Below are 22,095 nucleotides of genomic sequence, written 5' to 3' on the forward strand. Positions count from 1 at the left end.
TCGTCTCGCCGCGCCGATTGCAAATGTGAACTTGCGAAGTTGCGAATGCGCCGGTTGCGAAATATGATGTGCTTATGCCGCAAACCCGCCTCTACGCCGGCCGCCGGCTGCGCGCGCTGCGCCACGGACTGGGGCTCAACCAGGCGGCGATGGCGAAGCAACTGGGCATCTCGATCAGCTATCTCTCGCAGATCGAAACCGATACCCGCCCGCTGACGGCAACGGTGATCGCGACGCTGCGGCGGCACCATCCGGCGGTGATGGCGGCGATCGAGGGCGAAGCCCCGGCGCAACGGATGGGCGCGCTCGCCGACGCGCTGACCGATCCGGTGCTCGCCGCGCCGCTCGATCCCGACGCGATCCAGCGCCTTGCCGGCGAGCGCCCCGACGTTGCCGACCGGGTGATCGCGCTGCACGAGGCGATGCGCGACGCCGACGCGCGGCTGCAGATGATGGAGGAGGTGCTGGTTTCCGGCACCGGCGCGCGGATGCCGTGGGAGGCGGTGCGCGACTGGTTCCACGCGGCGGGCAATTACGTCGATCCGCTGGACCGCGCTGCCGAGGCGCTGGCGGGCGAGATCGCCGGCGACGTGGCGGTAAGCGACGCCGCGCTGATCCGCCGCCTCGCCGCAGAGGGCATCGCGATCGCCGACAGCGCCGACGAGGCCGCGCCGATGCGCCGTTTCGATGCCGCGCGCGGGCTGCTGACGATCAACAGCGCGTTGCCGCCCGAAAGCCGTCGCTTCCTGCTCGCGCATCAATTGACCGCGACCGCCTTTGCTGGCCGCATCGCCGCGATCGTCGCGGGCGCCGAGGTGGGCGGCGACGCCGGCCGGACGTTGCTCGGCATTGGCCTCGCCAATTACGCGGCCGGCGCGCTGATGATGCCCTATGCCCGCTTTCGCGCCGCCGCGCGGGGGCTGCGCCACGATATCGACCGGTTATCGCGCCGCTTCGGCGTCAGCTTCGAGCAGGCATGCCATCGCCTCTCGACGCTGCAACGGCCGGGCGCCGAGGGCGTGCCCTTCTATTTCTGCCGCGTCGACATGGCGGGCAACATCACCAAGCGCCATTCCGCCACCCGCCTGCAATTCGCCCGTTTCGGCGGCGCCTGCCCGCTGTGGATGGTGCACGAGGCGGTGGCGATCCCCGACCGCATCCTCGTTCAGCATGCCGAGACGCCCGATGGCGTCCGCTATGTGTCGATGGCGAAGGGGCTGGTGAAGCCGTCGGGCAGCTTCACCCGCAATCCGCGCCGTTATGCCGTCGCGCTGGGCTGCGAAGCGGATCAGGCGGGCGACTTCGTTTATGCCGATGCGATCGATCGCGCCGCGCCACCGACGCCGATCGGCATTTCCTGTCGGCTGTGCCCACGGGCCGATTGCGACCAGCGCGCCTTCCCGCCCGCCGACCGCGCGATCGAGGTCGATCCGGCTATTCGCGCAGTGGTGCCATATCGCGTCGTTTAGGGTGTGCGGCGGATGTCCGAGCCGTCAGGCGCGTTCGGCTTCGAGCAGGTCGGCGGCGGCGAGCCCGAGCAGATCGATATGCGCCTTCACCCGTGGCCAGACATTGGCGACGAAATCATCGCGCTCGGCCACTTTCAGGCGCTCGACCGCGCCGGGCAGCACGAACATGCCGACGCCGCGACGGACCTCGACATAGCCGTCGTCCTGGAAGCTCTGATACGCCTTGGCGACGGTCAGCGGATTGGCGCCATGCTCGGCAGCGAAAGCGCGCACCGAGGGAAGCTGGTCGCCAGCGCGATAATCACCGCGCAGGATCGCCTCCGCGATGATCGCACGCAGGCGGAGATAGACCGGGCTGTCTTCGCTAAGGACCGTCATGCCGACTTAATACACCACCTGACGCCTTCTGGCTAGCGTTGGATTCGGCGTAGCTGAATCGGCTCGGCGCCGGTCCTCTCCACACAAGTGGATCAACCCCTTAGCGCGATTCCGGCCAATGGGCCACGATCTGCGCCGGATCGGGACGCGGCCGCTCGCTGAGCGCGTTGGCGGGCGTGCCGAGGAACAGGAACCCGGCGATCCGCTCGGGCGCTGTGCCCAGCGCATCGCGCACGACATCCGAATAGGCCGCCCAGCCGGTCAGCCAGCCGCCGGCGAAGCCCAGCGCGTGCGTGGCGTGGAGCAGGTTCATGCACGCGGCGCCGGCGGACAGTTCCTGCTCCCACAGGGGAATCGGGCTGTCCTTCTTGGGAGACGACATCGCGACGACCAGCACCGGCGCCTGATGCGCGAACTGCTCGACCACCGTGAGATCGGCGTCGCGGGTTTCGGGCCGCTCCGCCCGGAACGCCCGCCCGAGCAGCGCGGCGAAAGCCTCGCGATCGTCGATCACCACGAAGCGCCACGGCGCGATCTTGCCATGATCGGGAGTCCGCATCGCGATATCGAGGATCTGGCGGAGCTGATCGGCATCGGGGCCCGGCGCGACGAGATCGCGGGGCTTGCCCGAACGGCGGGTGGCGAGAGCGGCAAGTGGGGTCGAACGGTCATTGAACATAGGCCGCGCAGATAGGCGCGGTGCCGCGGGATTTACACCCCGCCTTTTGCCGTTAGTCTCGCGCGCCATCACGCCGCATTCGACGGCGACACGACTTTCAGGGAGTGCTTGTATGGTGGAAACCCCGACGGCCGACAGTCCGGCCGAGCCGGATATCAGCCACGTCAATCCGATGTCCGAAAAGACCTGGATGGGCCATCCGAAGCAGCTTGCGCGGCTGTTCTCGATCGAGATGTGGGAGCGGTTCGGCTTCTACGGCATGCGCGCGCTGCTGGTGCTCTATCTGACCAAGCACTTCCTGTTCCAGGACCATGAAGCGAACGGCCTGGTCGGCGGCTACCTCAGCCTCGTCTATCTGACCCCGGTGGTCGGCGGATTGCTCGCCGATCGCTATCTCGGTTCGAAACGCGCGGTGAAATGGGGCGCGATCGTCATGGCGATCGGCTATTTCATGCTGTGTTTCGGCGGCCAGCAAGCCAAGCCCTATGCGACGATCGACGGCACCCGATATGAGGTGTCGCAGGCCCCCGCGGCAACAACGCTGACCCCCAACACCGCGCCGCAGACGATCGCCGTCAACGGCGAGACGCTGACCATTCATGGCCTACCGGACGGATCGGTCGAGCTGCTCGCGCCGAACGGACAAGTCACGCGGACGCTGAGCGCCGACCAGTTCGTCGCCGGCGCCGATCGCTCGCCGTTCAACACCACGCTGCTGCTGTTCGCGCTGGGCCTGATCGTGATCGGCAACGGCTTCTTCAAACCCAATATCTCGACCATTGTCGGCGCGCTCTACGCGCCCGGCGACAAGCGCCGCGATGCCGGGTTCACGATCTTCTACGCCGGGATCAACATCGGCTCGATCCTCGGCCAGATCGCCTGCCCATTCCTGGCCAACCATTTCGGCTGGTGGGCCGGCTTCCTGTGCGTCTCGGTGGTGCTGCTGGTGGGCTGGGCGACCGCGCATTTCGACGGCGGCCGGCTCGACGGCTATGGCGAGCCGCCGACGCACGAGGGGCCGGACCGGGCGCTTCTGATCTACGTGCTGTCGATCGTCTCGGTGGTCGTGTTCTGGCTGATCTTCCGCAACGTGATGACCACGCCAGAGGCGGCCGCGGGTAGCGGCATCTGGGGCTATATCGTCGCCACCCCGCTGCTCGGCAAGGCGCTGCTGGTGATCTTCCTGGCGGCGGTGATCGGCATCCCGATCTGGTCATGGAAGGTCGGCGATACCGTCGAATTCCAGATGATGCTCGCGGCGATCATCCTCGTCATCTTCAACGTCACCTTCTGGGCGCTGTTCGAACAGGCCGCCTCCTCGCTGACGCTGTTCGCGGACCGCAACACGACGCTGGAGCTGTTCGGCTTCTCGATGAACGCCGCGACGACGCAGCAGTTCAACCCGATCGTCGTGGTGCTGTTCGCACCGGTGATGAGCTATCTGTGGCTATGGCTGGCCAAGCGCGGCTGGGAACCGTCGATCCAGGTCAAGTTCGCGCTGGCGCTGATGCTGGTCGGGCTGGGTTTCGTCGTGCTGTCCTGGTCCGGCACCACCGCCAACGAGGCGTTCCGCGTGTCGCTTTGGTGGCTGGTGCTGACCTATTTCCTCCACTCGATCGCCGAATTGTGCATCTCTCCGGTGGGCCTGAGCATGATTACCAAGCTCGCCATCGCGCGCGTCGTCGGCATGATGATGGGGGTGTGGTTCCTGTCGATCTCGGTCGGCGAGTATCTCGCCGGCGCCGCCGCGCAGGCCGCCTCGGTCGAGACGGTGGGGGGCCAGGTGACCAACCCCGAGCTGGCGCTGCACACCTATATGCACACCTTCATGACTGGCGGCGAGCTGACGATCGGCGCCGGCGTGGTGCTGCTGGTGATTTCGCCGTGGCTGAAGAAGCTGATGCACGGCGTCACCTGAGCCTGCCGCCGGCAGCGGCGATGTGATACAAGCTCCCCGGCCGCAAGACCGGGGAGCTTTTTCATGGGCACGGTGACGATGGTTGTGGTGGCAACGGCCGCCTTCGTGGGGACGCATTTCATCCTGTCGCATCCGCTGCGAGCGCCGCTGGTATCGACGCTCGGCGAGCGCGGTTTCGCAGGCGTCTATTCGCTCGTTTCGATCGCGACGCTGGCGTGGATCGTGCTGGCATATCGCGCGGCGCCGACGACACCATTGCTCTGGCCGGTCGGCGATGTGCTCTGGGCGATCGTGACGATCGTCATGCTGATCGCCAGCCTGCTGCTGATGGGATCGCTGATCGGCAATCCGGCGCTGCCCGATCCCGGCGGCAAACCCAGGGTGCCCGGTGAAGCGCGCGGCGTGTTCGCGATCACCCGGCATCCGATGTTATGGGCGTTCGCCTTATGGGGCGTGTGCCACATCGCGATCTTCCCGATGGCGGCCAATATCGTCGTCGCCGCCGGCATCATCATTTTGTCACTCGCCGGCGCGGCATTGCAGGACAGGAAGAAGGAACGGCTGCAGCCCGTGGCGTGGCGGGACTGGGAAGCGAAGACGAGCTTCTGGCCATTCGCCGCGATCGCCGGCGGCCGGGCGCGTTTGGGCGGCTTCCGGCCGCACGATTGGGCCGGCGCGATCGTCATCTGGCTGGCCGCAACCTGGGCGCACATCCCGCTGGCCGGGTGGGCCGCGGGCGTATGGCGGTGGATATAACAGGATCAGGGCAAGAAAATTGGTCGGGGAGACAGGATTCGAACCTGCGACCCTCTGCTCCCAAAGCAGATGCGCTACCAGGCTGCGCTACTCCCCGATCCGGCCACGGCCTTATGATAGCGACGGGCGAAAGGGCAATAGCCAATAGCGCACCGGACTATTACGGCAGCGCCAACCGCCAGCAGCCGCGATGCACCCCGCTATCGCCGGCGGCGCTTCTTCTCGAACTGCGAGCGCGGGCCTGCGCCGGCACGGCGGCGCGTTTCGAGACGGCTGGCCTTGATGCTACGCACCCATGCTATCGCGCCCGCGCCGATCAACCCGGCAAGCAGCAGATAGGCGATCGTCGTGCGATCCAGAACGCCCCCCAAGATCGAATCTGTCATGCAGGATTTCTTATGATCGGGCGCGGTGCCATGCAAGTACGCACGATTCGATCCGCGCGGGAAAATGGTGGGCCCGGCAGGACTCGAACCCGCAACCTAGCCGTTATGAGCGGCCAGCTCTAACCATTGAGCTACAGGCCCACGCGGGCGACAGCGTTAGGCGGCGGCTTCGCGCGAGGCAAGCACCGCGTCGGCCGCGGCCACGATGCCATCGAGCATGATCGCCCGCGCGCCGCGTTGCGCAAGCAAGCCGAGCACGCGATCCCACCAATCGTAGAAGATGCGCAGATCGGCGGCATCGCGCACGTAAGGCGTGTGGCCAGGCGCGACCGACGGCGAATGGAATGCGAAATTGAGGATCGCCACCCCTTCGCCAAGCGCGATGCGCACGGCCTCCATCGCGTCCGCCACCGGCATGTCCTCCGGCGTCAGCGCGACGCGGGCGAGCAGACCGCTTCGCGCGAACACGCCGCGACCATGGGGCAGCCTGGCAAGCCAACGGTCGAGCGCGGCGCCGGCGCGGCGCGCCCGGCCCGTGAATACCGTCGTCAGGGGCAATTCGACGATCGCCCCGTCGGGGCCGGCGCGGAAGGCATGGCTGCCGATCTCGGTGAAATCGGGGCCTGCTGCCTTGCTGTAATCATATCGCGCGCGCATCGAGCTATCGAGCCGATACCCCCGCGACGCAAGAAGGGCGAATGTCGCCGGGCCGATGCCGTAGCGCCCGGCGCGATAGGCCATCGGACGGACGCCGATGCGATCGGCGATCAGCGCGGTCAGGCGATCGAGCTTGGCAGCCTCGAGCGCCGGGGGCAGGTTGCCGGGAAAGCTGTTCGCCTCTGAAAGGGGCTCGTCGAATGGCGGATTGACCCAGGGATGAAGCTGGGTGCCGATACCGGCCCCTTGATCGGCCGCCATCGCCCGCAGCGTCTCGGCAGCGGCATCCGATGCCGCGACCGGCCAATCGACCATATAGGCAAGCTCGGCGCCGGCCTCGCGCAGGCGGCGATGGGCGTCGGGCAGCGCCGCGATCGTTGCCGTGGCATGGCCTTCGCGCGCGAGCGGCGCCTGCCAGTCGAATTCCTCTTCGGTGTCGACGGTGATGATGAACCGCTGTCCGAAGTCCGCCGGCCAGTCGATCAGCGCAGCAGACGTGGGCGGCGCGGGCCGGAACGGCCTCGGGATCGCGTCGCTCGGCACGTCAGTTGATCGAAACCTGCTCCATCGTCGCTGTCTCGGCTGCCGGCAGCCGCAAAGTCAAGCGCCGCTCGTCGATCGTCAGGTTGCCGCCAAGCTCGCCGGCAAGGTTACGGACCAGCCGCAGCGCGAAGCCGGTGCCGAGCAACGGCGCGCCGTCGCCATGCGCCTCGCCATCGTCGATCGCCAACAGGCCGTCGTCGCCGCGCACCACGAGTGCTGCCGGGCGATCGAAGACGCATACGATTTCGCTCCGATCGCGCGACGCGGTGACGCCGATCGCCTCGTCGCGCCCGCCGGCGGCGACCAACGCGGCAAGCAACCGGCCGATCAGCCGCTCGATCGCCCGCTCGTCGCCCGCGATCTCCAGCGTCGGCGCGTCGCGATCGAGCGCCACACGCGTGCCGCGCAATTCGGCCAGCGGCGCCAGATCGGCGGCGACGCGATCGAGCAGCGGTGCGAGCGCGACCCGGCCCACGCGCAGATCGAGGGCCTTGCTCTCGATCCGCGCTGCGAGATCGAGGTCATCGATCGCCGCCAGCAGCTCGCGCGCCTGATCGCGAATCGTCGCCGCGCGCGCGCGATAGGGCGAGGCGACCGGGCCGAGCAGCTGCGTCTCGATCATCTCGGCAAAGCCCGCGATCGCGTTGGTCGGCGTGCGCAGCTCGTGAACCAGCTGACGCAGCGCATCGGGCGGCATGCCGGTGCGCTCCACAGGCGCCGCCTGCTCGTCGCTACGCGGCCGCCGCGCCGTGCCCCGATAGCCGATGAAGCGGCCGCTGTCGGGGTCGAACATCGGGAAGCCGTCGATCCGCCAGTCGCCGCCCGCATCCGAATCGCTCTCGACGATCAGCCTCGCGCTGGCAAAGGCGGCACGGCGGCGGAATGCCCCGGCCGCGACGCCGTCTACACGCGAACCGGAACCGGTCTGCGACGAGGCGAGATCGAGCGACAGGCCGATCAACGGCCCGCGATTGACGCCCTCCACCCAGCGCACGACGCCCGCCGCGTCGGTCTCGAAATGGAAGCCGTGGCGCACCGAGGATGACGGCGACGCCACGGGCTCATGCTCCCGCTTCTGCTGATAGGCGGCGATCCGCGCAACCAGATCAGCAATCTGAAACGGACCTGACGGCTTGGTGGCCGGCGCCGCTTCGGGTTCGGCGGCGGACAGGCTGCGCCGCGCGGCTTCGCCGAGCGAAACGAACGAATCGGGCGCGAGCGGCGCATTGGGTGGTGGTGCCGGCGCTGCCGCCTGTGCCGCATCACCGCCCAGCACGAAATCGGCACGGCCGAACCCGTCGAGCGCGCGCGTCACCGTGTCGCTGAGATCGCGCCGGTGCCGCAACACCGCCCGCGTGCGCGGCGTCAGCGCGGGCAGCAGCGCGACCCATTCGTCATCCGAAAGGCGCGCGCCACGCAAGACGGGGGCCGCGATATCCGCCTCGTCGGCAGCGAAGAAGCGGACGAGCTCTGCCGGTGGCGTAGCATGTTCGAGCGTACGCGCGCTCGACGCGCGGATCTGCGCGGATACCTTGCCGCGCAGCATATCGAGGCGGGGCAGCGCCGCAGCAACGGGAACGCGCCGGCGGCCAGCCAGATCGACCAGCTGCCGCCACGCCACCTCGGCACCGAGCGGCGTATCGATGTCGGCGGCCAGCACCGTGTCGAGACTGTCGTCGAAACGCAACGCGAACCTTCCCGAGCGGCCGGCCCCATGCCGGCGATGGTGAACACTAGACCTTAGCGGCGGCGGCGTGAACTGCTGAAATTGCCACGTCGCAATGTGGGACAATTGCGTTACAAAGAAATTATCTTATGTTCGCCGCGACGAAGACGTTTGAAAACGTCGGATTTCTGGGGAGTGGCATGACTTTTGACCGAATCGACCGGCAGATTCTCGACCTTCTCCAGGAAGACGGGCGGATGACCAACGTCGAACTCGCCGAACGCGTCGGGCTGACGGCGCCGCCCTGCCTGCGCCGTGTGCGCGCGCTCGAGGAGGCCGGCGCGATCCGGGGTTACCACGCCGAACTCGACGCGGCGACACTCGGCTATCCGATCACCGTGTTCGCGATGGTCAGCCTCAAGAGCCAGGCCGAACGCGACCTTGCCGATTTCGAACACCACGTCGCCTCGATTCCCGAAATCCGCGAATGCCACATGCTCAATGGCGAGATCGATTTCATCCTGAAGATCGTCGCCGCCGATCTGAAGTCGTTCCAGGAAATCCTGACCACGCACCTGACGCCGGCGCCCAACGTCGCCAGCGTCAAGACGTCGCTGACGATCCGGACGTCGAAACATCAACCGGGCATTCCGGTCGGCGCCAGCTAACCCATCCTTCCCACCAACGAAAAGGGCGCCCCGGCCGGGAGCGCCCTTCGTCGTCGGAACGGCGTGGACTCAGTTCGCCGCTGCCGCCGGGGCGGCTGCAGCCTGGCCGGCACCGGAAACGTACGCTGTCCACAGGCTGGCAACGTCCTTCGCCGGAGCATTCTGCACCGCGGCGAAGCTGGTCTGCGCCGACGCCTTGTCGCCCGACATCGCCTCGGCAATGCCGAGGTGCAGGTTGGTCTCGTCCTTGTTGGTCACGCCCTTTTGCAGCGCCAGCTTGTAGAGCTCGATCGCCTTGGCGTAATTGCCCTGACCGAGATAAGCGTCGGCGGTCTGCTGCGCGAGATCGCCCTTCGCCGACGATGCGGCCTTGGTCGCCAGCGAGCTCAACGAACCTTCGTTGGCGATCCCCTTTGAGGCCGTTGCACTGATCGAATTCGCATCGCTGTCGCTGGCCGGGATCTTGCCCGCCGCCTTGCCCTTGGCGATCACCGTCTTGGCTTCATCGGGCAGGCCGAGATCGTTGGCATATTGCGCATATTCGATATAGTCGCCGCGATCGGCCAGCGATCCGGTCGCGCTCATCAGCCGGTAGAGATCGACCTTGTCGGCCTTCTTGAGCTGCGCGGCGGTCGGCCCCTGGAAGCCGAACACGATGATCGCGTTGCGCCAATTCTCGGTCGACGGATAAGCGGCAAGCCAGCGCTTGACCCAATCAAGCGTCGTGGCGCGATCGTTGGTCTTGTAGAGATTGGCAACAGCATATTTGTACACGTCTTCGGGCGGCTTCTGGCCCTTGGCCTCGTCCGCCTTCACGACCTGATCGATCGCGGCGATGCCGCCGTTGATGTCGCCGGTCTGCATTTTCGCCTTGGCGATGGCCAGCGTCATGTCGGGATTGTCATAGCCGGCCTGCTGCGCCATCGTGTAATATTTGATCGCGCCAGCATAATCCTTCTCGTTGAAGGCGATCTGGCCGCGGGCATTGGCAAGCTTGCCGCGCTGTTCGGCGGGCGTCTTGGGATTGTTCAGCAGCTCATCGAGCGGCGCCTTGTACGCCGCGTCGGCCTTGGCCATCGATGCCGCATCGGTCGCCCCCGCGGCATTCTGCTTGGCGAGCAGCTGCAAGCGCAGCTCAGCAGCGATATATTTCTCATCATCGGTCTTGGCGGCAGCTTCCGTCGCCGTGATGCCGGTTTCAGCGGCAGCGAGATCGCCCGATTCCAACGCTTTTTGAGCGGGCGCCGCGGCGGCACGGAATTCCTTGCTGAGCTGCAGCTGCTGCTTCTGATCCTGCTTGTCCTTGGCGACAGCAGGCGACGCTGCCAGCGCGCTCGACCCAGCGAGCAGAAGCGCAGCCAGCGCAGCCTTCGAAATCTTCGTCATCGGATAGTCTCTCCTGTTGCGGGCGGTCGCCGCGAGCGAGGCTCGCTCTACCGAGCGCGCCAGCGCGGTTCAAGCGGCGGCGGCCTTACGAATTGGACCCGGAGCGCTGAACCGGATTTGAACGGGCAAATATCCTCTCCGGCTTTGACCAGCGCCTGGCGGACGGTTAGGCGCACGACGCATGATCGCCGTGCTCTCTCCTGCCAAGACGCTCGACTATGCAAGCCCGTTCCCGTCAGTCCAGCCGACATCGCCGCGCTTCGCCGCGGATGCGACGAACCTTGCCGCCGCTGCGGCGAAACTCGGGAACAAGCGCCTGGCCGGGCTGATGAGGATTTCCGACAAGCTCGCCACGCTCAACGATACGCGGTTCAAGACCTTCGCCGAGCAGCCGACCCGGCCGGCGCTCTACGCCTTCGCCGGCGACGTCTATACCGGGTTCGAGGCGCGCACGCTCGAGGCGCCGGCGATCGACTTCGCGCAGGATCACTTGCGGCTGCTTTCCGGGCTCTACGGCCTGCTCCGCCCGCTCGACGCGATCCGGCCGTATCGGCTCGAGATGGGCACGCGCTGGGCCCCGCGGAAGAAGACGCTGTATGACTGGTGGGGCGATCGCATCGCCGACGCGCTAGCCGAGGACGTGGCGGCGGAAGGGTCGGGCGTGGTGCTCAACCTCGCCAGCCAGGAATATTGGCATGCGGTCGACGGGCGGCTGCCCAGCGGCATTCGCATGGTTGAGGTCGATTTCCGCGAGCCCGGCCCCGACGGCCCGCGCTTCGTCAGCTTCCACGCCAAGAAGGCGCGCGGGATGATGGCACGCTGGCTGTGCGAGCATCGTATCACCGACATCGAGGCGATGAAGGGCTTCGACAGCGCCGGCTATGCCTTCGACGCCGACGAGAGCAGCGCCGATCACTGGCGGTTCGCTCGGGCATGACCAGCGTCGTGATCATCGGCGCCTCGGGCGGGATCGGCGGTGCCCTGGCCGACGCGATCGAGGACGAGGGTGCGTACGATCATGTCTGGCGTTTCGCTCGCTCGTTTGTTGGCGACGATCGCCTCGATCTCGATGACGAGGCGAGCATTGCGGCGGCGGCTGAGCGCGTGGCGACGGTCGAATCCCCATCGCTGGTGATCGTCGCGACCGGGCTGCTGCACGACGAAAGCCGCGGCCCTGAAAAAGCGATGCGCCAGCTCGATCCCGCTTGGCTCGCGCGTCAGTTCGCGATCAACGCCGTCGGCCCCGCGCTGGTCGCCAAGCATTTCCTGCCGATCATGGCGAAGACCGGCACGCCCGTCTTCGCTGCGCTGTCGGCGCGGGTCGGCAGCATTTCGGACAATCGGCTGGGCGGCTGGTATGGCTATCGCGCGGCCAAGGCGGCGCTCAACCAGTTGATCGCCACGCTCGCGGTCGAGCAGCGGCGGCATTACGAGCGCTCGATCATCGTCGGCCTGCATCCCGGCACGGTCGATACCGCCTTGTCGAAGCCGTTCCAGGGCAATGTCCGCCCCGGCCAGCTCCTCGCGCCCGATCGCGCGGCGATGCAATTGCTCGACGTGATCGACGGCCTCAAACCCGCCGACAGCGGCAAATTGTTTGCCTGGGACGGCAGCAAGATCGAGCCCTGATCCCCTCGCGCGCGTACGCGCGCACGCGTGGACATGAGCGGTCGGACCGGCTAGAACCGCCATACAACTGAAACACACATCCGAAAGCGTGAAATCTTGACCGACGAGACCATCCTCGCCGACCCCTCGGACATTACCCCGATCTCCATCGTCGAGGAAATGAAGACCTCCTACCTCGATTACGCGATGAGCGTGATCGTGGCGCGCGCCTTGCCCGACGTGCGTGACGGCCTGAAGCCGGTGCATCGCCGCATCCTGTTCTCGGCGGGCGAAAGCGGCTTCTATTACAACCGGCCCTACCGCAAATCGGCGCGCATCGTCGGTGACGTGATCGGTAAATATCACCCGCACGGCGATACCGCGATCTACGACGCATTGGCGCGGATGACGCAGGACTGGTCGATGCGCGTGCCGTTGATCGACGGCCAGGGCAATTTCGGCTCGATGGACCCCGATCCGCCCGCGGCGATGCGCTACACCGAAGCGCGCCTCGCCAAGGTGGCGGGCGCGCTGTTGACCGATCTCGACAAGGATACGGTCGACTTCCAGCCCAATTACGACGGCAGCGAAAGTGAGCCGCAGGTGCTCCCCGCGGCCTTCCCCAACCTGCTGGTCAACGGCGCGGGCGGGATCGCGGTCGGCATGGCGACCAACATTCCGCCGCATAACCTTGGCGAAGTGATCGACGCGTGCCTCGCGTATATCGACAATGGTGCGATCAGCATCGAGGAACTGATGGAGATCGTGCCGGGGCCGGATTTCCCGACCGGCGCGCTGATCCTCGGCCGGTCGGGCGCACGCTCGGCCTATCAGACCGGGCGCGGCTCGATCATCGTGCGCTCGCGGCACACGGTCGAGGAAGGGCGCGGCGACCGGCGCTCGATCGTGCTCACCGAAATCCCGTACCAGCAGGGCAAGAACGCGCTGGTCGAGAAGATCGCCGAGGCGGTAAAGGACAAGCGCATCGAGGGCGTCAGCGACATTCGCGACGAATCGAACCGCGAAGGCGTGCGCATCGTCATCGACCTGAAGCGCGACGCAACGCCCGAGGTGGTGGTCAACCAATTGTGGCGGCATACGCCGGCGCAAGGCAGCTTCCCGGCCAACATGCTGGCGATCCGCGGCGGCCGGCCCGAGACGCTCAACCTGCGCGACATCATCGAGGCGTTCGTCAAGTTCCGCGAAGAGGTCATCACGCGGCGCGCCAAGTTCGAGCTGCTCAAGGCCCGCGAGCGGGCGCACATCTTGCTCGGCCTCGTCATCGCCGTCACCAATCTCGACGAAGTCGTGCGGATCATCCGCGGGTCCGCCTCGCCGGCCGAGGCGCGTGCCGCATTGCTCGCCCGCGAATGGCCGATCGCCGAAATCGCGCAATATATCCGCCTGGTCGAAGCCGTCGAAACCGAAATTGAGGGCGACACCTACAAACTCTCCGAAACGCAAGTCCGCGCGATCCTCGACTTGCGCCTGCATCGTCTGACGGCACTTGGTCGCGACGAAATCGGCGACGAGCTCAAGCAACTCGCCGATTCGATCACCGAATTGCTCGAAATCCTCTCCAATCGCGTGAAGCTGTACGAGGTGATGCGCGGCGAGCTCACCGCGATCCGCGACGAATTCGCCACGCCGAGGCGGACCGAGATCGCCGCCGCCGCCGATGGCATCGAGGACGAGGATCTGATCGAGCGCGAGGACATGGTCGTCACCGTGACCATGGAGGGGTATATCAAGCGCACCCCGCTCGACACCTTCCGCGCGCAGAAGCGCGGCGGCAAGGGCCGCGCTGGCATGGCGACCAAGGACGAGGACGTCGTCACCGAATTGTTCGTCACCTCGACGCACACGCCGGTCTTGTTCTTCTCCACCGCCGGCAAGGTCTATCGCCTGAAGGTGTGGAAGCTGCCCGAGGGCGGGCCCGCGACGCGCGGACGGCCGATGGTCAATTTGCTACCGCTTGCGGCTGGCGAGACGATCTCGACGGTGTTGCCGCTGCCCGAGGATGAGGCGGAATGGGGCAAGCTCCACGTCATGTTCGCCACCGCCAACGGCACCGTGCGGCGCAACTCGATGGACGCGTTCACCAACGTGCCGTCGAACGGCAAGATCGCGATGCGCTTCGATGATGACAGCGACGATCGGCTGATCGGCGTCGCGCTGCTGACCGAAACCGATGACGTGCTGCTGGCCACCCGGCAGGGTCGCGCGATCCGCTTCGAAGCGACCGCGGTGCGCGAATTCCAGAGCCGCACCTCGACGGGTGTGCGCGGCATCACGCTGAAGGACGGCGATCAGGTGATTTCGCTATCGATCCTGCGCGGCTTCGAGGCGACGACTGAGGAACGCGACGCCTACCTGCGCGCGGCACCGTGGAAGGAAGGCGAGCGCGAGGTGACACTGAGCCCCGAGCGCATGGCGGAGTTCGAGGCGGACGAGGAATTTCTGCTCACCGTCACCGCCAATGGCTATGGCAAGCGCACCTCGGCTTATGAATATCGCCGCACCGGCCGCGGTGGCCAGGGCATCACCAACATCGTGATGTCCGATCGCAACGGCCCGGTCGTCGCCAGCTTCCCGGCGCATAACGGCGAGCAGCTCATGCTCGTCACCGATCAGGCTAAGCTGATTCGCACCACCGTTGGCGACATCCGCATCGCCGGCCGCAACACGCAGGGCGTGACGATCTTCCGTGTCGCGAACGGCGAGCACGTCGTGTCTGCCGCCAAGATCGACGAGGAGGAAGAGCCGGAGAACGAGGCCGAAGCGCTGGTCGCCGAGGATCGGGCGCGCCACGCCGGCGAGGGGCCGAAGGACGCCATCCAGCTCGATGACGGCACCGGCCCGCAGACTATGGACGAGCAGGTCGACGAGAGCGGCGACGAGGACGAGGCGTGACGCCCAACCTCGCCTACAAGGTGTTGACCGACGACCAGATGAAGGAGCTCGAGACCGGCTCCTTCAACGGCGCGCCGATCGACGTGGTGGACGGCTATATCCACCTCTCGACCGCCGATCAGCTGACCGAGACGGTCGACAAGCATTTCGCCGGGCAAACGGACCTGTGGGTCGCCGCGGTCGATCTCGCCGCGCAGGATGATGTGCGGTGGGAGGAATCGCGCGGCGGCGCGCTGTTTCCGCACCTCTACGGCGGGCCGCTGCTGCTAGAAACCGTAATCGCTTACGGCCCGCTGGAACGAGAACGAGACGGCCGCGTGGCGTTACCTGTTGCCGGTTGAGCGCCGGCCGCGCTCGCGCAGACGCTCGATCGCCGCAGCGAGGCCGGCCGCGGCGTAACCGGCGCCGGCGATCAACCCGGCCAGCGGCAGCCCGCACAACGTCAACACCATGACGACAACAAGATAGGCGATCGGGCTGCCCCACCAATGCGGCCGCGCGCGATCGGGCGCCGCGCGCTCGGTCAGCGCGCCGGCGACGAGCAACGCCGCCGCTGCCAGCCAGCCGCTCGCCGTGCCGCTATCGTGACTGAGTACGCCGCCGAGCAGCACCACCGCCACGGCAGCAAGCCCGCCGATCACCCAATCGTGCCGCCGCGCCGCGCGATCGACACCGCCGAGCCAGGCGATACCCTGCCCGAAACTCAGGAAAACCGCGCCAAGCGTGGCGAGCACCATGCCGGCGCCTGGCCAGCGCGCGACGATCAGCGCGGCGCCGACCAGCCCAAGCAGCCCGCCGCCGCCCGTCGCCCAGGGCCAGGCCACGCCGCGATCGACCAGCGGCGGCAGCACGAGCCGGGCGAGCGGCGTCAGCACGAACCGGTCGATCCATGGGCGCCGTTGCGCCAGCCGCGCACCAAGCGCGCGCCGCCCACGCTGCGCCAGCGCACGCGAGTCACGCTCGATACCATGCCCGGCGCGAACCGCCGCGGGATCGAGCTCGACGACCTCGGGCTGCCCCTGCGCGACGACGCGCAGGAGCGTCGACTGCAGATCATATTCCTCGGGCAGGCGCGCCGCATCCGCCAGTCGTCGCGGCCCGGCCCGCGCGATGCCCGCCCAGAGCAAGGTGGCATCGAGCCGTTCCAAGCCCGGCAGGCCGGCTGAATCCTCGACCACCAGCAGAGCATCGCCTTCGCCGTCGGTCATCTGCCGGACGGTTTCTTCGCCGGCGATCAAACCGTCGGCGATGGCGATCAGCGTCGCCAGCGGATGCGTCTTTTCCAATGCTTCGGCGGCGGTGCGCACGACATCGACCGGGACGCCGGCCTTGCGGATACGATTGACCGCGCCGACCAGCTCGGGCGTCGCACGGGTCACGGCGACCAGAATCTGCGCCGCGCCGGCGCCGATCAGCAAGCGCGCCTGATATTCGATCAGCGTGCCGCCGGCGAACGGCAAGGTCGCCGCCAGAAGGTTCGGACGGTCATCAGCGTCATGATTGGCGAACAGCAGCCCCGCAAGCATCCACAGGCTGTTAGTCGGTCATGCCGCACAAGGCAAAGCGGCAATCGCGGTTTACAGCCGTTCGATCGCGCGCCGGATGCGATTGATCGTAAGGATGTCACCCGGCTGCGCCTGGCTGGCATCGGTCGCCAGCCCCATCAGCCGCACCGCGCCGAAGCTGGCGGCAAGCCCCTTGAGCCGCCAGGCGGCGCTGCGCCAGCCATCATCGTCATCCGCCGCTTCGAGTGTTTCGACGACGCGCGTCGCACTGTCGAGAAACGCGTCGCGCAATTCGGCGATCAGCGCCGGGTCATCACCGACGGCTGCCGCCAGGGTCGCATCGATCGCTCCGGGATCATAAGCCATGCGTTCAACGCTAATCTGGAACAGGTTAAAGCATCGTTAAGCTATTTGCTTTGCCCGTGGCGGTTTCGTGGTAGAGTTCGCGGATGACTGGGGGCTCACGCATCTACGACCTGCGCGCCAGCCGCGACGCGGTCGATCCGCCGGCCGATACGGCCGAACCCGCGATCGAGATCGAGGAGGAAGCCGCGCTCCCTGAGGAGCCGGCACCGCAACCGATCTTCAACGACGAGGACGAGGGCGACGACCTGGGTCGCTCACCGCGCTGGCCGATCGTTCTTGCGACTGTCGTTTGCCTGGCCTGGCTCGGGTCCATGCTGTGGCTCGCGGCCCCCAGCCTTCAGGCCGGCGTTGAGCCGATCCAGCTCGCCGAGTTCATTGCGGCGCTCTGCGTGCCGCCGGTGCTGATCGGCATCGTCTGGCTGCTTGTGCTCAGGACCAGCACCGCCGAGGCACATCGTTTCGGCCGCACCGCCGCGGCGATGCGGGCGGAAGCCGCCAGTCTCGAGCGCACCATCGCGGTGCTTTCGACGCATCTCGACGACAATCGCGAGAAGCTCGCCGACCAGACAACGACGCTGATGGCGATGGGCGACACCGCCGCCGAACGGCTTGCCGCCGTGCGTGAATCGATGGCCGACGAGGTTGCGCGCGCCGACATGCAGGCGCGCCGCCTGACCGACGCGACCAACGCCGCGCAATCGAGCCTCGGCGTGTTGCTGTCGTCGCTCCCGCGCGCGCACAGCGAAACGGCCGAGATGGCCAAGACGCTGGCCTCGACCGGTCTCACCGCCAGCGAGCACGCCGCCGCGCTCGACGCGCAGCTCGTCGCGCTGGCCGAGCGCGGGCGCGAGGCCGATGCCGTCGCGGGCGGCGCCGCGCAGAAGCTCGCCGCGCATATCCAGCGGATGGAAGCGACCAGCGACGCTGCCGGCGCGCGGCTCGAATCGGTAACGGGGGAAATGTCCGCCGCGGTCGACGGGCTGCTCGATCGCACTGCAGGCGCGGTCGACGAAGCGCGCAAGGGCATCACCGCGCAGGGCGAAGCGATGCTGGCGATGCTCGAGACCAACCAGGCCGCGCTCGATCGGGCGACGCGCGATTCGGTCGAGGCGCTGGCGGAGCGGATCACGGCGGTCGAGCAAGTGATCGATCGCTTGTCCGGGCGGCTCGGCGAGCAACATGAAGCGGCGAGCACGCTGTTCGCCGATCTCGACCAGGGCGTGACGCAGATCGATACGCGGCTCGGCACGCTGCATCACGACGGCACGACGCGCATCCAGGAACTTGCCGCGACGTTGAGCGCGCTGGGCGGATCGGCCGACGCGATGACCGAATCGCTGCGCGCGGGCGACACGGTCGCGCGCGAGGTGATCGCCACGGCCGAGCAATTGCTCGTTGCCCTCGACGCTTCCGCGCGCGAGATCGACGAAACCTTGCCCGACGCGCTTGCCCGGCTCGATCAGCGGATCGGCGCCAGCCGCGAGGTGGTCGGCGCCGCCAAGCCCGAATTGCTCTCGCTGGTTACCGCGGCGGAAAGCACCCATGACGCGATCGAAGCGATCGCCGAGGTCATCGCCGGCCAGCGTTCGACGCTCGACCAGCTTTCGCAGACCATGGCCGCGACGCTCGATTCGGGCCGCGAAAAGGCCGATGCGCTCGGCAAGATGATGGACGAGACGATCGGCCGCACGCAGAATTTCGCACAGGATGCCGCGCCGCGCCTGGTCGAGGCGCTGATCCGTGTTCGCGAAACCGCCAGCAACGCGGCGGACCGGGCCCGTGAGACGCTCGACGCCGTGATTCCGGAAGCGGCCAAGTCGCTCGAAACCGCCAGCGCCGAGGCGATGCGCCGCGCGACCGACGCCAGCGTCGGCCAGCATGTCGCCGCGATCACCGAGGCGACGCAATCCGCGGTCGATGCCGCGGGCCGGGCGTCGGAGCGCCTCTCCGCGCAGCTTCAGGCGATCGAGGCGGCGACCGCGACGATCGACTCCCGCATCGAGACCGCGCGCAGCGAACGCGAAGACGCCGAGCGCGACAATTTCGCCCGCCGCGCCTCGCTGCTGATCGAAGCGCTCAATTCAGGCGCGATCGACATCACCAAGAGCTTCTCGGCGGAAGTCACCGACAGTGCCTGGGCAGCCTATCTCAAGGGCGATCGGGGCGTCTTCACGCGTCGCGCGGTTCGCCTGCTCGACAATAGCGACGCGCATGCCATCGCCGGGCGATATGACGAGGACGAGCGCTTCCGCGATCAGGTCAATCGCTACATCCACGATTTCGAAGCGATGCTGCGCGGCGTGCTGACCGAACGCGACGGATCACCGCTGGGCGTGACATTGTTGTCGTCGGACATGGGCAAGCTCTACGTCGCGCTGGCCCAGGCGATCGAGCGGCTGCGGACCTGATACGCGGCGCCGTTCCAGCGCCGCTTTCAGGCAAACTCTACGCGCCGCCGGTGACGTCCAGCATCTGCCAGGTGATCCAGCCGAAATGCTGATCGAGCAGCAGCAGCGCGAACATCGCGGTGCCGAGCAGCGTCGCGCGGATTACCGTCGCCTTGCCGTCGAAGCGCGACGGCGCGCTGTCGGCCTGGCCCGGCACGATCGGCTCATCCTCGTCCCTGCTATAGGCAAAGGGCAGCACCAGCAGCAGCGCCAGCATCCACAAGGAGACGTAGACCGAGATCAGCCCGACGACGCCCACCGCGCTCAGCCCTCGACGATCAACACGTCGACGATCGGCTTCTTGCCCGTCCAGCGCGTCGCGACATGGCGAACAGCCAGCCGAACGCCCTCGCGCAATCCCTCACCGGGGCGCTTGCCCTCGCGCACCGCTCGTTCGACGGCCTCGATCGCCTCGTCGAGGAAGGGCTCGCGATCCTCTTCGATCGGCACCCCCTGCAGGCGGATTTGCGGTTCGCCGAACAGCTTGCCGTTGCTCAACGCCACCGCGACCGAGATCTGCCCGTTCATGCCGAGCTTGCGCCGCTCGTTGATCGTCGAGCCGTCGGCGGGCAGGATGACGTCGCCATCGAGCACCAGTCGCCCGATCGGGGCGTGTCCGACCTTCTCCGGCATACCGGGTGCGAGGCGGACGATGTCGCCATCGGTCTGCACCAGCGCTTGTGGGATGCCTTGCGCCAGGCCGAAGCGTGCGTGTTCCTTCAGATGCCGCATCTCGCCATGGACCGGCACCAGCAGCTCCGGCCGGATCCACTTGTACATCTGTGCGAGTTCCGGGCGCCCGGGGTGCCCCGAAACGTGGATATGCGCCTGCCGCTCGGTGATCGTCTCGACGCCCTGCGCGGCGAGCTGGTTCATGATCCGCCCGATCGCCAGCTCGTTGCCGGGGATCTGCTTCGAGGAGAAAACGACGCGGTCGCCTTCCTCGAGCTTGATCGGATGCGTGCCGTCGGCGATCCGCGCCAGCGCGGCGCGCGCCTCGCCCTGGCCGCCAGTGGCGACGATCATCACCTCATTGCGCGGCAGCGCCATCGCGGCATCGAAATCGACCAGCTTGGGGAATTTCTTGAGGTAGCCGGTCGCCTGCGCCACCCGCAGGATGCGATCGAGCGAGCGGCCGGCAAGGCACAGCTTGCGCCCGGTCGCCTTGGCGACCTCGCCCAGCGTGTGCAGCCGCGACGCATTCGATGCGAAAGTGGTGACGAGCACCCTGCCCCGCGCCGCCGCCACGACCTCGTGCAGCCCCGCCTTGACGCTCTCTTCGGAGCCCGAGGCTTCGGCGTTGAACACGTTGGTCGAATCGCACACCAGCGCGAGCACGCCCTGGTCACCGATCGCGCTCAGCGTTTCGGCATTGGCCGGATCGCCGAGCACCGGCGCATCGTCGAGCTTCCAGTCGCCGGTGTGGAGCACGCGCCCATAAGGCGTCTCGATCAGCATCGCATTGCCTTCGGGGATCGAGTGCGAGACGGGCACGAAGGTCACGCCGAACGGCCCCATCTCGAAACGCTCGCCGGGTTCGACGATGCGCAGATCGACCTTGTCGGCAATGCCTTCCTCGTCGAGCTTGCCGCGGATCAGCCCCGCGGTGAACGCTGAGGCATAGAGCGGCACGCCGAGATCGAGCGCGAGATAGGGAAGCGCACCGATATGATCCTCGTGACCATGGGTCAGGACGATCCCGGTGAGGCCGTCGAGCTGGTCCTCGATGAAGCCGAGATCGGGCAGGATCACGTCGATGCCGGGATAATAGGGATCGGCGAAGGTCACGCCGCAATCGACCATCATCCACTGGCCGTCGCAGCCGTAGAGATTGACGTTCATGCCGATCTCGCCCGAGCCGCCGAGCGCGCAAAAGAGCAATTCGTTATTGGGGGTCATTCAAGTCTTTCGTGAAAATTCGTGAGAAGCGCCCGCAGGCCAGACCGGCGCGAGCGTCGTTCAGGACGATATATGGGCCCGCGCGTACATCATCGCCAGCCCTTGAATGGTGAGATCGGGTTCGATGGCGTCGAACACGTCGGTATGCCGCTCGAACAACACCGCGAGTCCGCCGGTGCTGATCACTTTCACCGGGCGTCCGATCTCCGCTTTCAACCGCGCCGCCAGCCCCTCGATCATGGCGATATAGCCCCAGTAGATGCCGACGGTCATCTGGTCCTTGGTGTTGCGGCCGATCACCGACTTGTTTTCCGGGGCCGCGATCGCGATGCGCGGCAATTGCGCCGCCGCCGACACCAAGGCGTCAAGCGACAGGTTGATCCCCGGTGCGATGATCCCGCCTTTGTACGCGCCGCGATAATCGACCACGTCGAAAGTCGTCGCGGTGCCGAAATCGATGATGATCAGATCCCCTTCATGCAGCGCGTGCGCCGCAATCGCGTTGACCGCCCGATCGGCGCCGAGATTCTGCGGCTCGTCGACGTCGAGCGCCATGCCCCATTCGACCGGAGCGCGTCCGGCGACGAGCGGCGTGACGCCGAAATATTTCTCGGCGAGCACTTCGAGGTTGTGGAGAGCACGCGGGACGACGGTGGAGATGATCACAGCCTGGATGTCGTCACGGCTATGACCTTCGAGTTGGAGGAGCTGGTTGAGCCACACCGCATATTCATCGGCAGTGCGGCGCGGATCGGTGGCGATCCGCCAGCGCGCCTTGATCGCCTCGCCCTCCACCAGCGCGAACACGACGTTGGTATTGCCGACATCGAGCGCGAGCAGCATGGCAATCC

The 22,095-nt window shown here is 67.0% G+C and carries 20 protein-coding genes and 2 tRNA genes; 9 read left to right on the forward strand and 13 right to left on the reverse strand.

Annotation, left to right across the window (positions count from 1 at the left end; genetic code table 11):
- Positions 1-74: 74 nt before the first annotated feature.
- A complete protein-coding gene (locus K7G81_RS08940; protein WP_223030410.1) occupies positions 75-1,469 on the forward strand; it encodes a helix-turn-helix domain-containing protein in 1,395 nt (464 codons plus the stop codon).
- 24 nt (positions 1,470-1,493) lie between these two features.
- On the opposite strand, the gene K7G81_RS08945 is transcribed toward K7G81_RS08940, so the two are convergent.
- Together K7G81_RS08945 and K7G81_RS08950 are read right to left on the reverse strand one after the other, a co-directional pair.
- The gene (locus K7G81_RS08945; protein WP_223030411.1) at positions 1,494-1,847 is read right to left on the reverse strand and encodes a GntR family transcriptional regulator; all 354 of its coding nucleotides are present in this window, start codon (positions 1,845-1,847) and stop codon (positions 1,494-1,496) included.
- A 100-nt stretch (positions 1,848-1,947) separates the two neighbouring features.
- Positions 1,948-2,526: a nitroreductase family protein gene (locus K7G81_RS08950; RefSeq protein ID WP_223030412.1), complete on the reverse strand. Its 579-nt coding sequence runs from the start codon at positions 2,524-2,526 to the stop codon at positions 1,948-1,950.
- 112 nt (positions 2,527-2,638) lie between these two features.
- Between K7G81_RS08950 and K7G81_RS08955 the strand changes: the two genes are divergently transcribed.
- Both K7G81_RS08955 and K7G81_RS08960 read left to right on the forward strand, forming a co-directional pair.
- Complete coding sequence (locus tag K7G81_RS08955) at positions 2,639-4,444, forward strand: peptide MFS transporter (RefSeq protein WP_223030413.1); 1,806 nt, start codon at positions 2,639-2,641, stop codon at positions 4,442-4,444.
- Between the two features lie 63 nt (positions 4,445-4,507).
- Positions 4,508-5,200 (forward strand): NnrU family protein, encoded by a 693-nt coding sequence (locus K7G81_RS08960; RefSeq protein WP_255586814.1) that lies wholly within the window; start codon positions 4,508-4,510, stop codon positions 5,198-5,200.
- A gap of 20 nt (positions 5,201-5,220) precedes the next feature.
- On the opposite strand, the gene K7G81_RS08965 is transcribed toward K7G81_RS08960, so the two are convergent.
- The 5 genes from K7G81_RS08965 to K7G81_RS08985 form a co-directional block, all read right to left on the reverse strand.
- Positions 5,221-5,297: transfer RNA gene (locus K7G81_RS08965), tRNA-Pro, on the reverse strand.
- Positions 5,298-5,400: 103 nt separating this feature from the next.
- The gene (locus K7G81_RS08970) at positions 5,401-5,586 is read right to left on the reverse strand and encodes a hypothetical protein (RefSeq protein WP_223030414.1); all 186 of its coding nucleotides are present in this window, start codon (positions 5,584-5,586) and stop codon (positions 5,401-5,403) included.
- A 65-nt stretch (positions 5,587-5,651) separates the two neighbouring features.
- Positions 5,652-5,727, reverse strand: a tRNA-Ile gene (locus tag K7G81_RS08975).
- A gap of 15 nt (positions 5,728-5,742) precedes the next feature.
- Positions 5,743-6,786 (reverse strand): polysaccharide deacetylase family protein, encoded by a 1,044-nt coding sequence (locus K7G81_RS08980; protein ID WP_369412070.1) that lies wholly within the window; start codon positions 6,784-6,786, stop codon positions 5,743-5,745.
- A 1-nt stretch (position 6,787) separates the two neighbouring features.
- Positions 6,788-8,473, reverse strand: a complete 1,686-nt coding sequence (locus K7G81_RS08985; RefSeq protein WP_223030415.1) for a sensor histidine kinase — start codon at positions 8,471-8,473, stop codon at positions 6,788-6,790.
- Between the two features lie 179 nt (positions 8,474-8,652).
- Here K7G81_RS08985 and K7G81_RS08990 point away from each other — a divergent pair, with 179 nt between their 5' ends.
- Entirely contained in the window at positions 8,653-9,120 is a 468-nt protein-coding gene (locus K7G81_RS08990; RefSeq protein WP_223030416.1) for an Lrp/AsnC family transcriptional regulator, read from the forward strand.
- Between the two features lie 69 nt (positions 9,121-9,189).
- Here the strand turns inward: K7G81_RS08990 and K7G81_RS08995 are convergent, their stop codons facing one another.
- The gene (locus K7G81_RS08995; protein ID WP_223030417.1) at positions 9,190-10,506 is read right to left on the reverse strand and encodes a tetratricopeptide repeat protein; all 1,317 of its coding nucleotides are present in this window, start codon (positions 10,504-10,506) and stop codon (positions 9,190-9,192) included.
- 181 nt (positions 10,507-10,687) lie between these two features.
- On the opposite strand from K7G81_RS08995, the gene yaaA reads away from it, so the two are divergent.
- The 4 genes from yaaA to K7G81_RS09015 all read left to right on the forward strand — a co-directional run bounded on the left by yaaA (position 10,688) and on the right by K7G81_RS09015 (position 15,368).
- Positions 10,688-11,443 carry a peroxide stress protein YaaA gene (gene yaaA, locus K7G81_RS09000; RefSeq protein ID WP_223030418.1) on the forward strand — a complete coding sequence of 252 codons (756 nt, stop codon included), beginning with the start codon at positions 10,688-10,690 and terminating at the stop codon, positions 11,441-11,443.
- Positions 11,440-12,135 carry an SDR family NAD(P)-dependent oxidoreductase gene (locus tag K7G81_RS09005; protein WP_223030419.1) on the forward strand — a complete coding sequence of 232 codons (696 nt, stop codon included), beginning with the start codon at positions 11,440-11,442 and terminating at the stop codon, positions 12,133-12,135. Before yaaA ends, K7G81_RS09005 begins: the two co-directional genes overlap by 4 nt.
- Before the next feature lie 96 nt (positions 12,136-12,231).
- The gene (gyrA, locus tag K7G81_RS09010; protein ID WP_223030420.1) at positions 12,232-15,027 is read left to right on the forward strand and encodes a DNA gyrase subunit A; all 2,796 of its coding nucleotides are present in this window, start codon (positions 12,232-12,234) and stop codon (positions 15,025-15,027) included.
- Positions 15,028-15,065: 38 nt separating this feature from the next.
- A complete protein-coding gene (locus K7G81_RS09015) occupies positions 15,066-15,368 on the forward strand; it encodes a DUF952 domain-containing protein (RefSeq protein ID WP_223030707.1) in 303 nt (100 codons plus the stop codon).
- Here K7G81_RS09015 and K7G81_RS09020 read toward each other — a convergent pair.
- Positions 15,351-16,553: a hypothetical protein gene (locus tag K7G81_RS09020; protein ID WP_223030421.1), complete on the reverse strand. Its 1,203-nt coding sequence runs from the start codon at positions 16,551-16,553 to the stop codon at positions 15,351-15,353. The genes K7G81_RS09015 and K7G81_RS09020 overlap by 18 nt on opposite strands.
- Before the next feature lie 51 nt (positions 16,554-16,604).
- Positions 16,605-16,898 carry an Hpt domain-containing protein gene (locus K7G81_RS09025; protein ID WP_223030422.1) on the reverse strand — a complete coding sequence of 98 codons (294 nt, stop codon included), beginning with the start codon at positions 16,896-16,898 and terminating at the stop codon, positions 16,605-16,607.
- Between the two features lie 83 nt (positions 16,899-16,981).
- On the opposite strand from K7G81_RS09025, the gene K7G81_RS09030 reads away from it, so the two are divergent.
- On the forward strand, positions 16,982-19,306 hold the full coding sequence (locus tag K7G81_RS09030) for a coiled-coil domain-containing protein (protein WP_223030423.1): 2,325 nt from the start codon (positions 16,982-16,984) through the stop codon (positions 19,304-19,306).
- Between the two features lie 37 nt (positions 19,307-19,343).
- Here the strand turns inward: K7G81_RS09030 and K7G81_RS09035 are convergent, their stop codons facing one another.
- From K7G81_RS09035 to K7G81_RS09045, 3 genes are read right to left on the reverse strand one after another with little or no spacing between them, the layout of a single operon-like run.
- Positions 19,344-19,604, reverse strand: a complete 261-nt coding sequence (locus tag K7G81_RS09035) for a DUF1467 family protein (RefSeq protein WP_223030424.1) — start codon at positions 19,602-19,604, stop codon at positions 19,344-19,346.
- A gap of 5 nt (positions 19,605-19,609) precedes the next feature.
- Positions 19,610-21,244 (reverse strand): ribonuclease J, encoded by a 1,635-nt coding sequence (locus K7G81_RS09040; protein WP_223030425.1) that lies wholly within the window; start codon positions 21,242-21,244, stop codon positions 19,610-19,612.
- Between the two features lie 60 nt (positions 21,245-21,304).
- A complete protein-coding gene (locus K7G81_RS09045; RefSeq protein WP_223030426.1) occupies positions 21,305-22,087 on the reverse strand; it encodes a type III pantothenate kinase in 783 nt (260 codons plus the stop codon).
- Between the last annotated feature and the right edge of the window lie 8 nt (positions 22,088-22,095).

It is taken from the genome of Hephaestia mangrovi (assembly GCF_019880555.1).
Classification (GTDB): domain Bacteria; phylum Pseudomonadota; class Alphaproteobacteria; order Sphingomonadales; family Sphingomonadaceae; genus Sphingomonas; species Sphingomonas mangrovi.

Coding starts and splice junctions, on each gene's coding strand:
- K7G81_RS08940 (WP_223030410.1), top strand. CDS start 75: ATGCCGCAAACCCGCCTCTACGCCGGCCGCCGGCTGCGCGCGCTGCGC.
- K7G81_RS08995 (WP_223030417.1), bottom strand. CDS start 10,506: ATGACGAAGATTTCGAAGGCTGCGCTGGCTGCGCTTCTGCTCGCTGGG.
- K7G81_RS09020 (WP_223030421.1), bottom strand. CDS start 16,553: ATGCTTGCGGGGCTGCTGTTCGCCAATCATGACGCTGATGACCGTCCG.
- K7G81_RS09040 (WP_223030425.1), bottom strand. CDS start 21,244: ATGACCCCCAATAACGAATTGCTCTTTTGCGCGCTCGGCGGCTCGGGC.
- K7G81_RS08950 (WP_223030412.1), bottom strand. CDS start 2,526: ATGTTCAATGACCGTTCGACCCCACTTGCCGCTCTCGCCACCCGCCGT.
- K7G81_RS09045 (WP_223030426.1), bottom strand. CDS start 22,087: ATGCTGCTCGCGCTCGATGTCGGCAATACCAACGTCGTGTTCGCGCTG.
- K7G81_RS08990 (WP_223030416.1), top strand. CDS start 8,653: ATGACTTTTGACCGAATCGACCGGCAGATTCTCGACCTTCTCCAGGAA.
- yaaA (WP_223030418.1), top strand. CDS start 10,688: ATGATCGCCGTGCTCTCTCCTGCCAAGACGCTCGACTATGCAAGCCCG.
- K7G81_RS09025 (WP_223030422.1), bottom strand. CDS start 16,898: ATGGCTTATGATCCCGGAGCGATCGATGCGACCCTGGCGGCAGCCGTC.
- K7G81_RS08945 (WP_223030411.1), bottom strand. CDS start 1,847: ATGACGGTCCTTAGCGAAGACAGCCCGGTCTATCTCCGCCTGCGTGCG.
- K7G81_RS09030 (WP_223030423.1), top strand. CDS start 16,982: ATGACTGGGGGCTCACGCATCTACGACCTGCGCGCCAGCCGCGACGCG.
- K7G81_RS08970 (WP_223030414.1), bottom strand. CDS start 5,586: ATGACAGATTCGATCTTGGGGGGCGTTCTGGATCGCACGACGATCGCC.
- K7G81_RS08955 (WP_223030413.1), top strand. CDS start 2,639: ATGGTGGAAACCCCGACGGCCGACAGTCCGGCCGAGCCGGATATCAGC.
- K7G81_RS08960 (WP_255586814.1), top strand. CDS start 4,508: ATGGGCACGGTGACGATGGTTGTGGTGGCAACGGCCGCCTTCGTGGGG.
- K7G81_RS09015 (WP_223030707.1), top strand. CDS start 15,066: ATGAAGGAGCTCGAGACCGGCTCCTTCAACGGCGCGCCGATCGACGTG.
- K7G81_RS09005 (WP_223030419.1), top strand. CDS start 11,440: ATGACCAGCGTCGTGATCATCGGCGCCTCGGGCGGGATCGGCGGTGCC.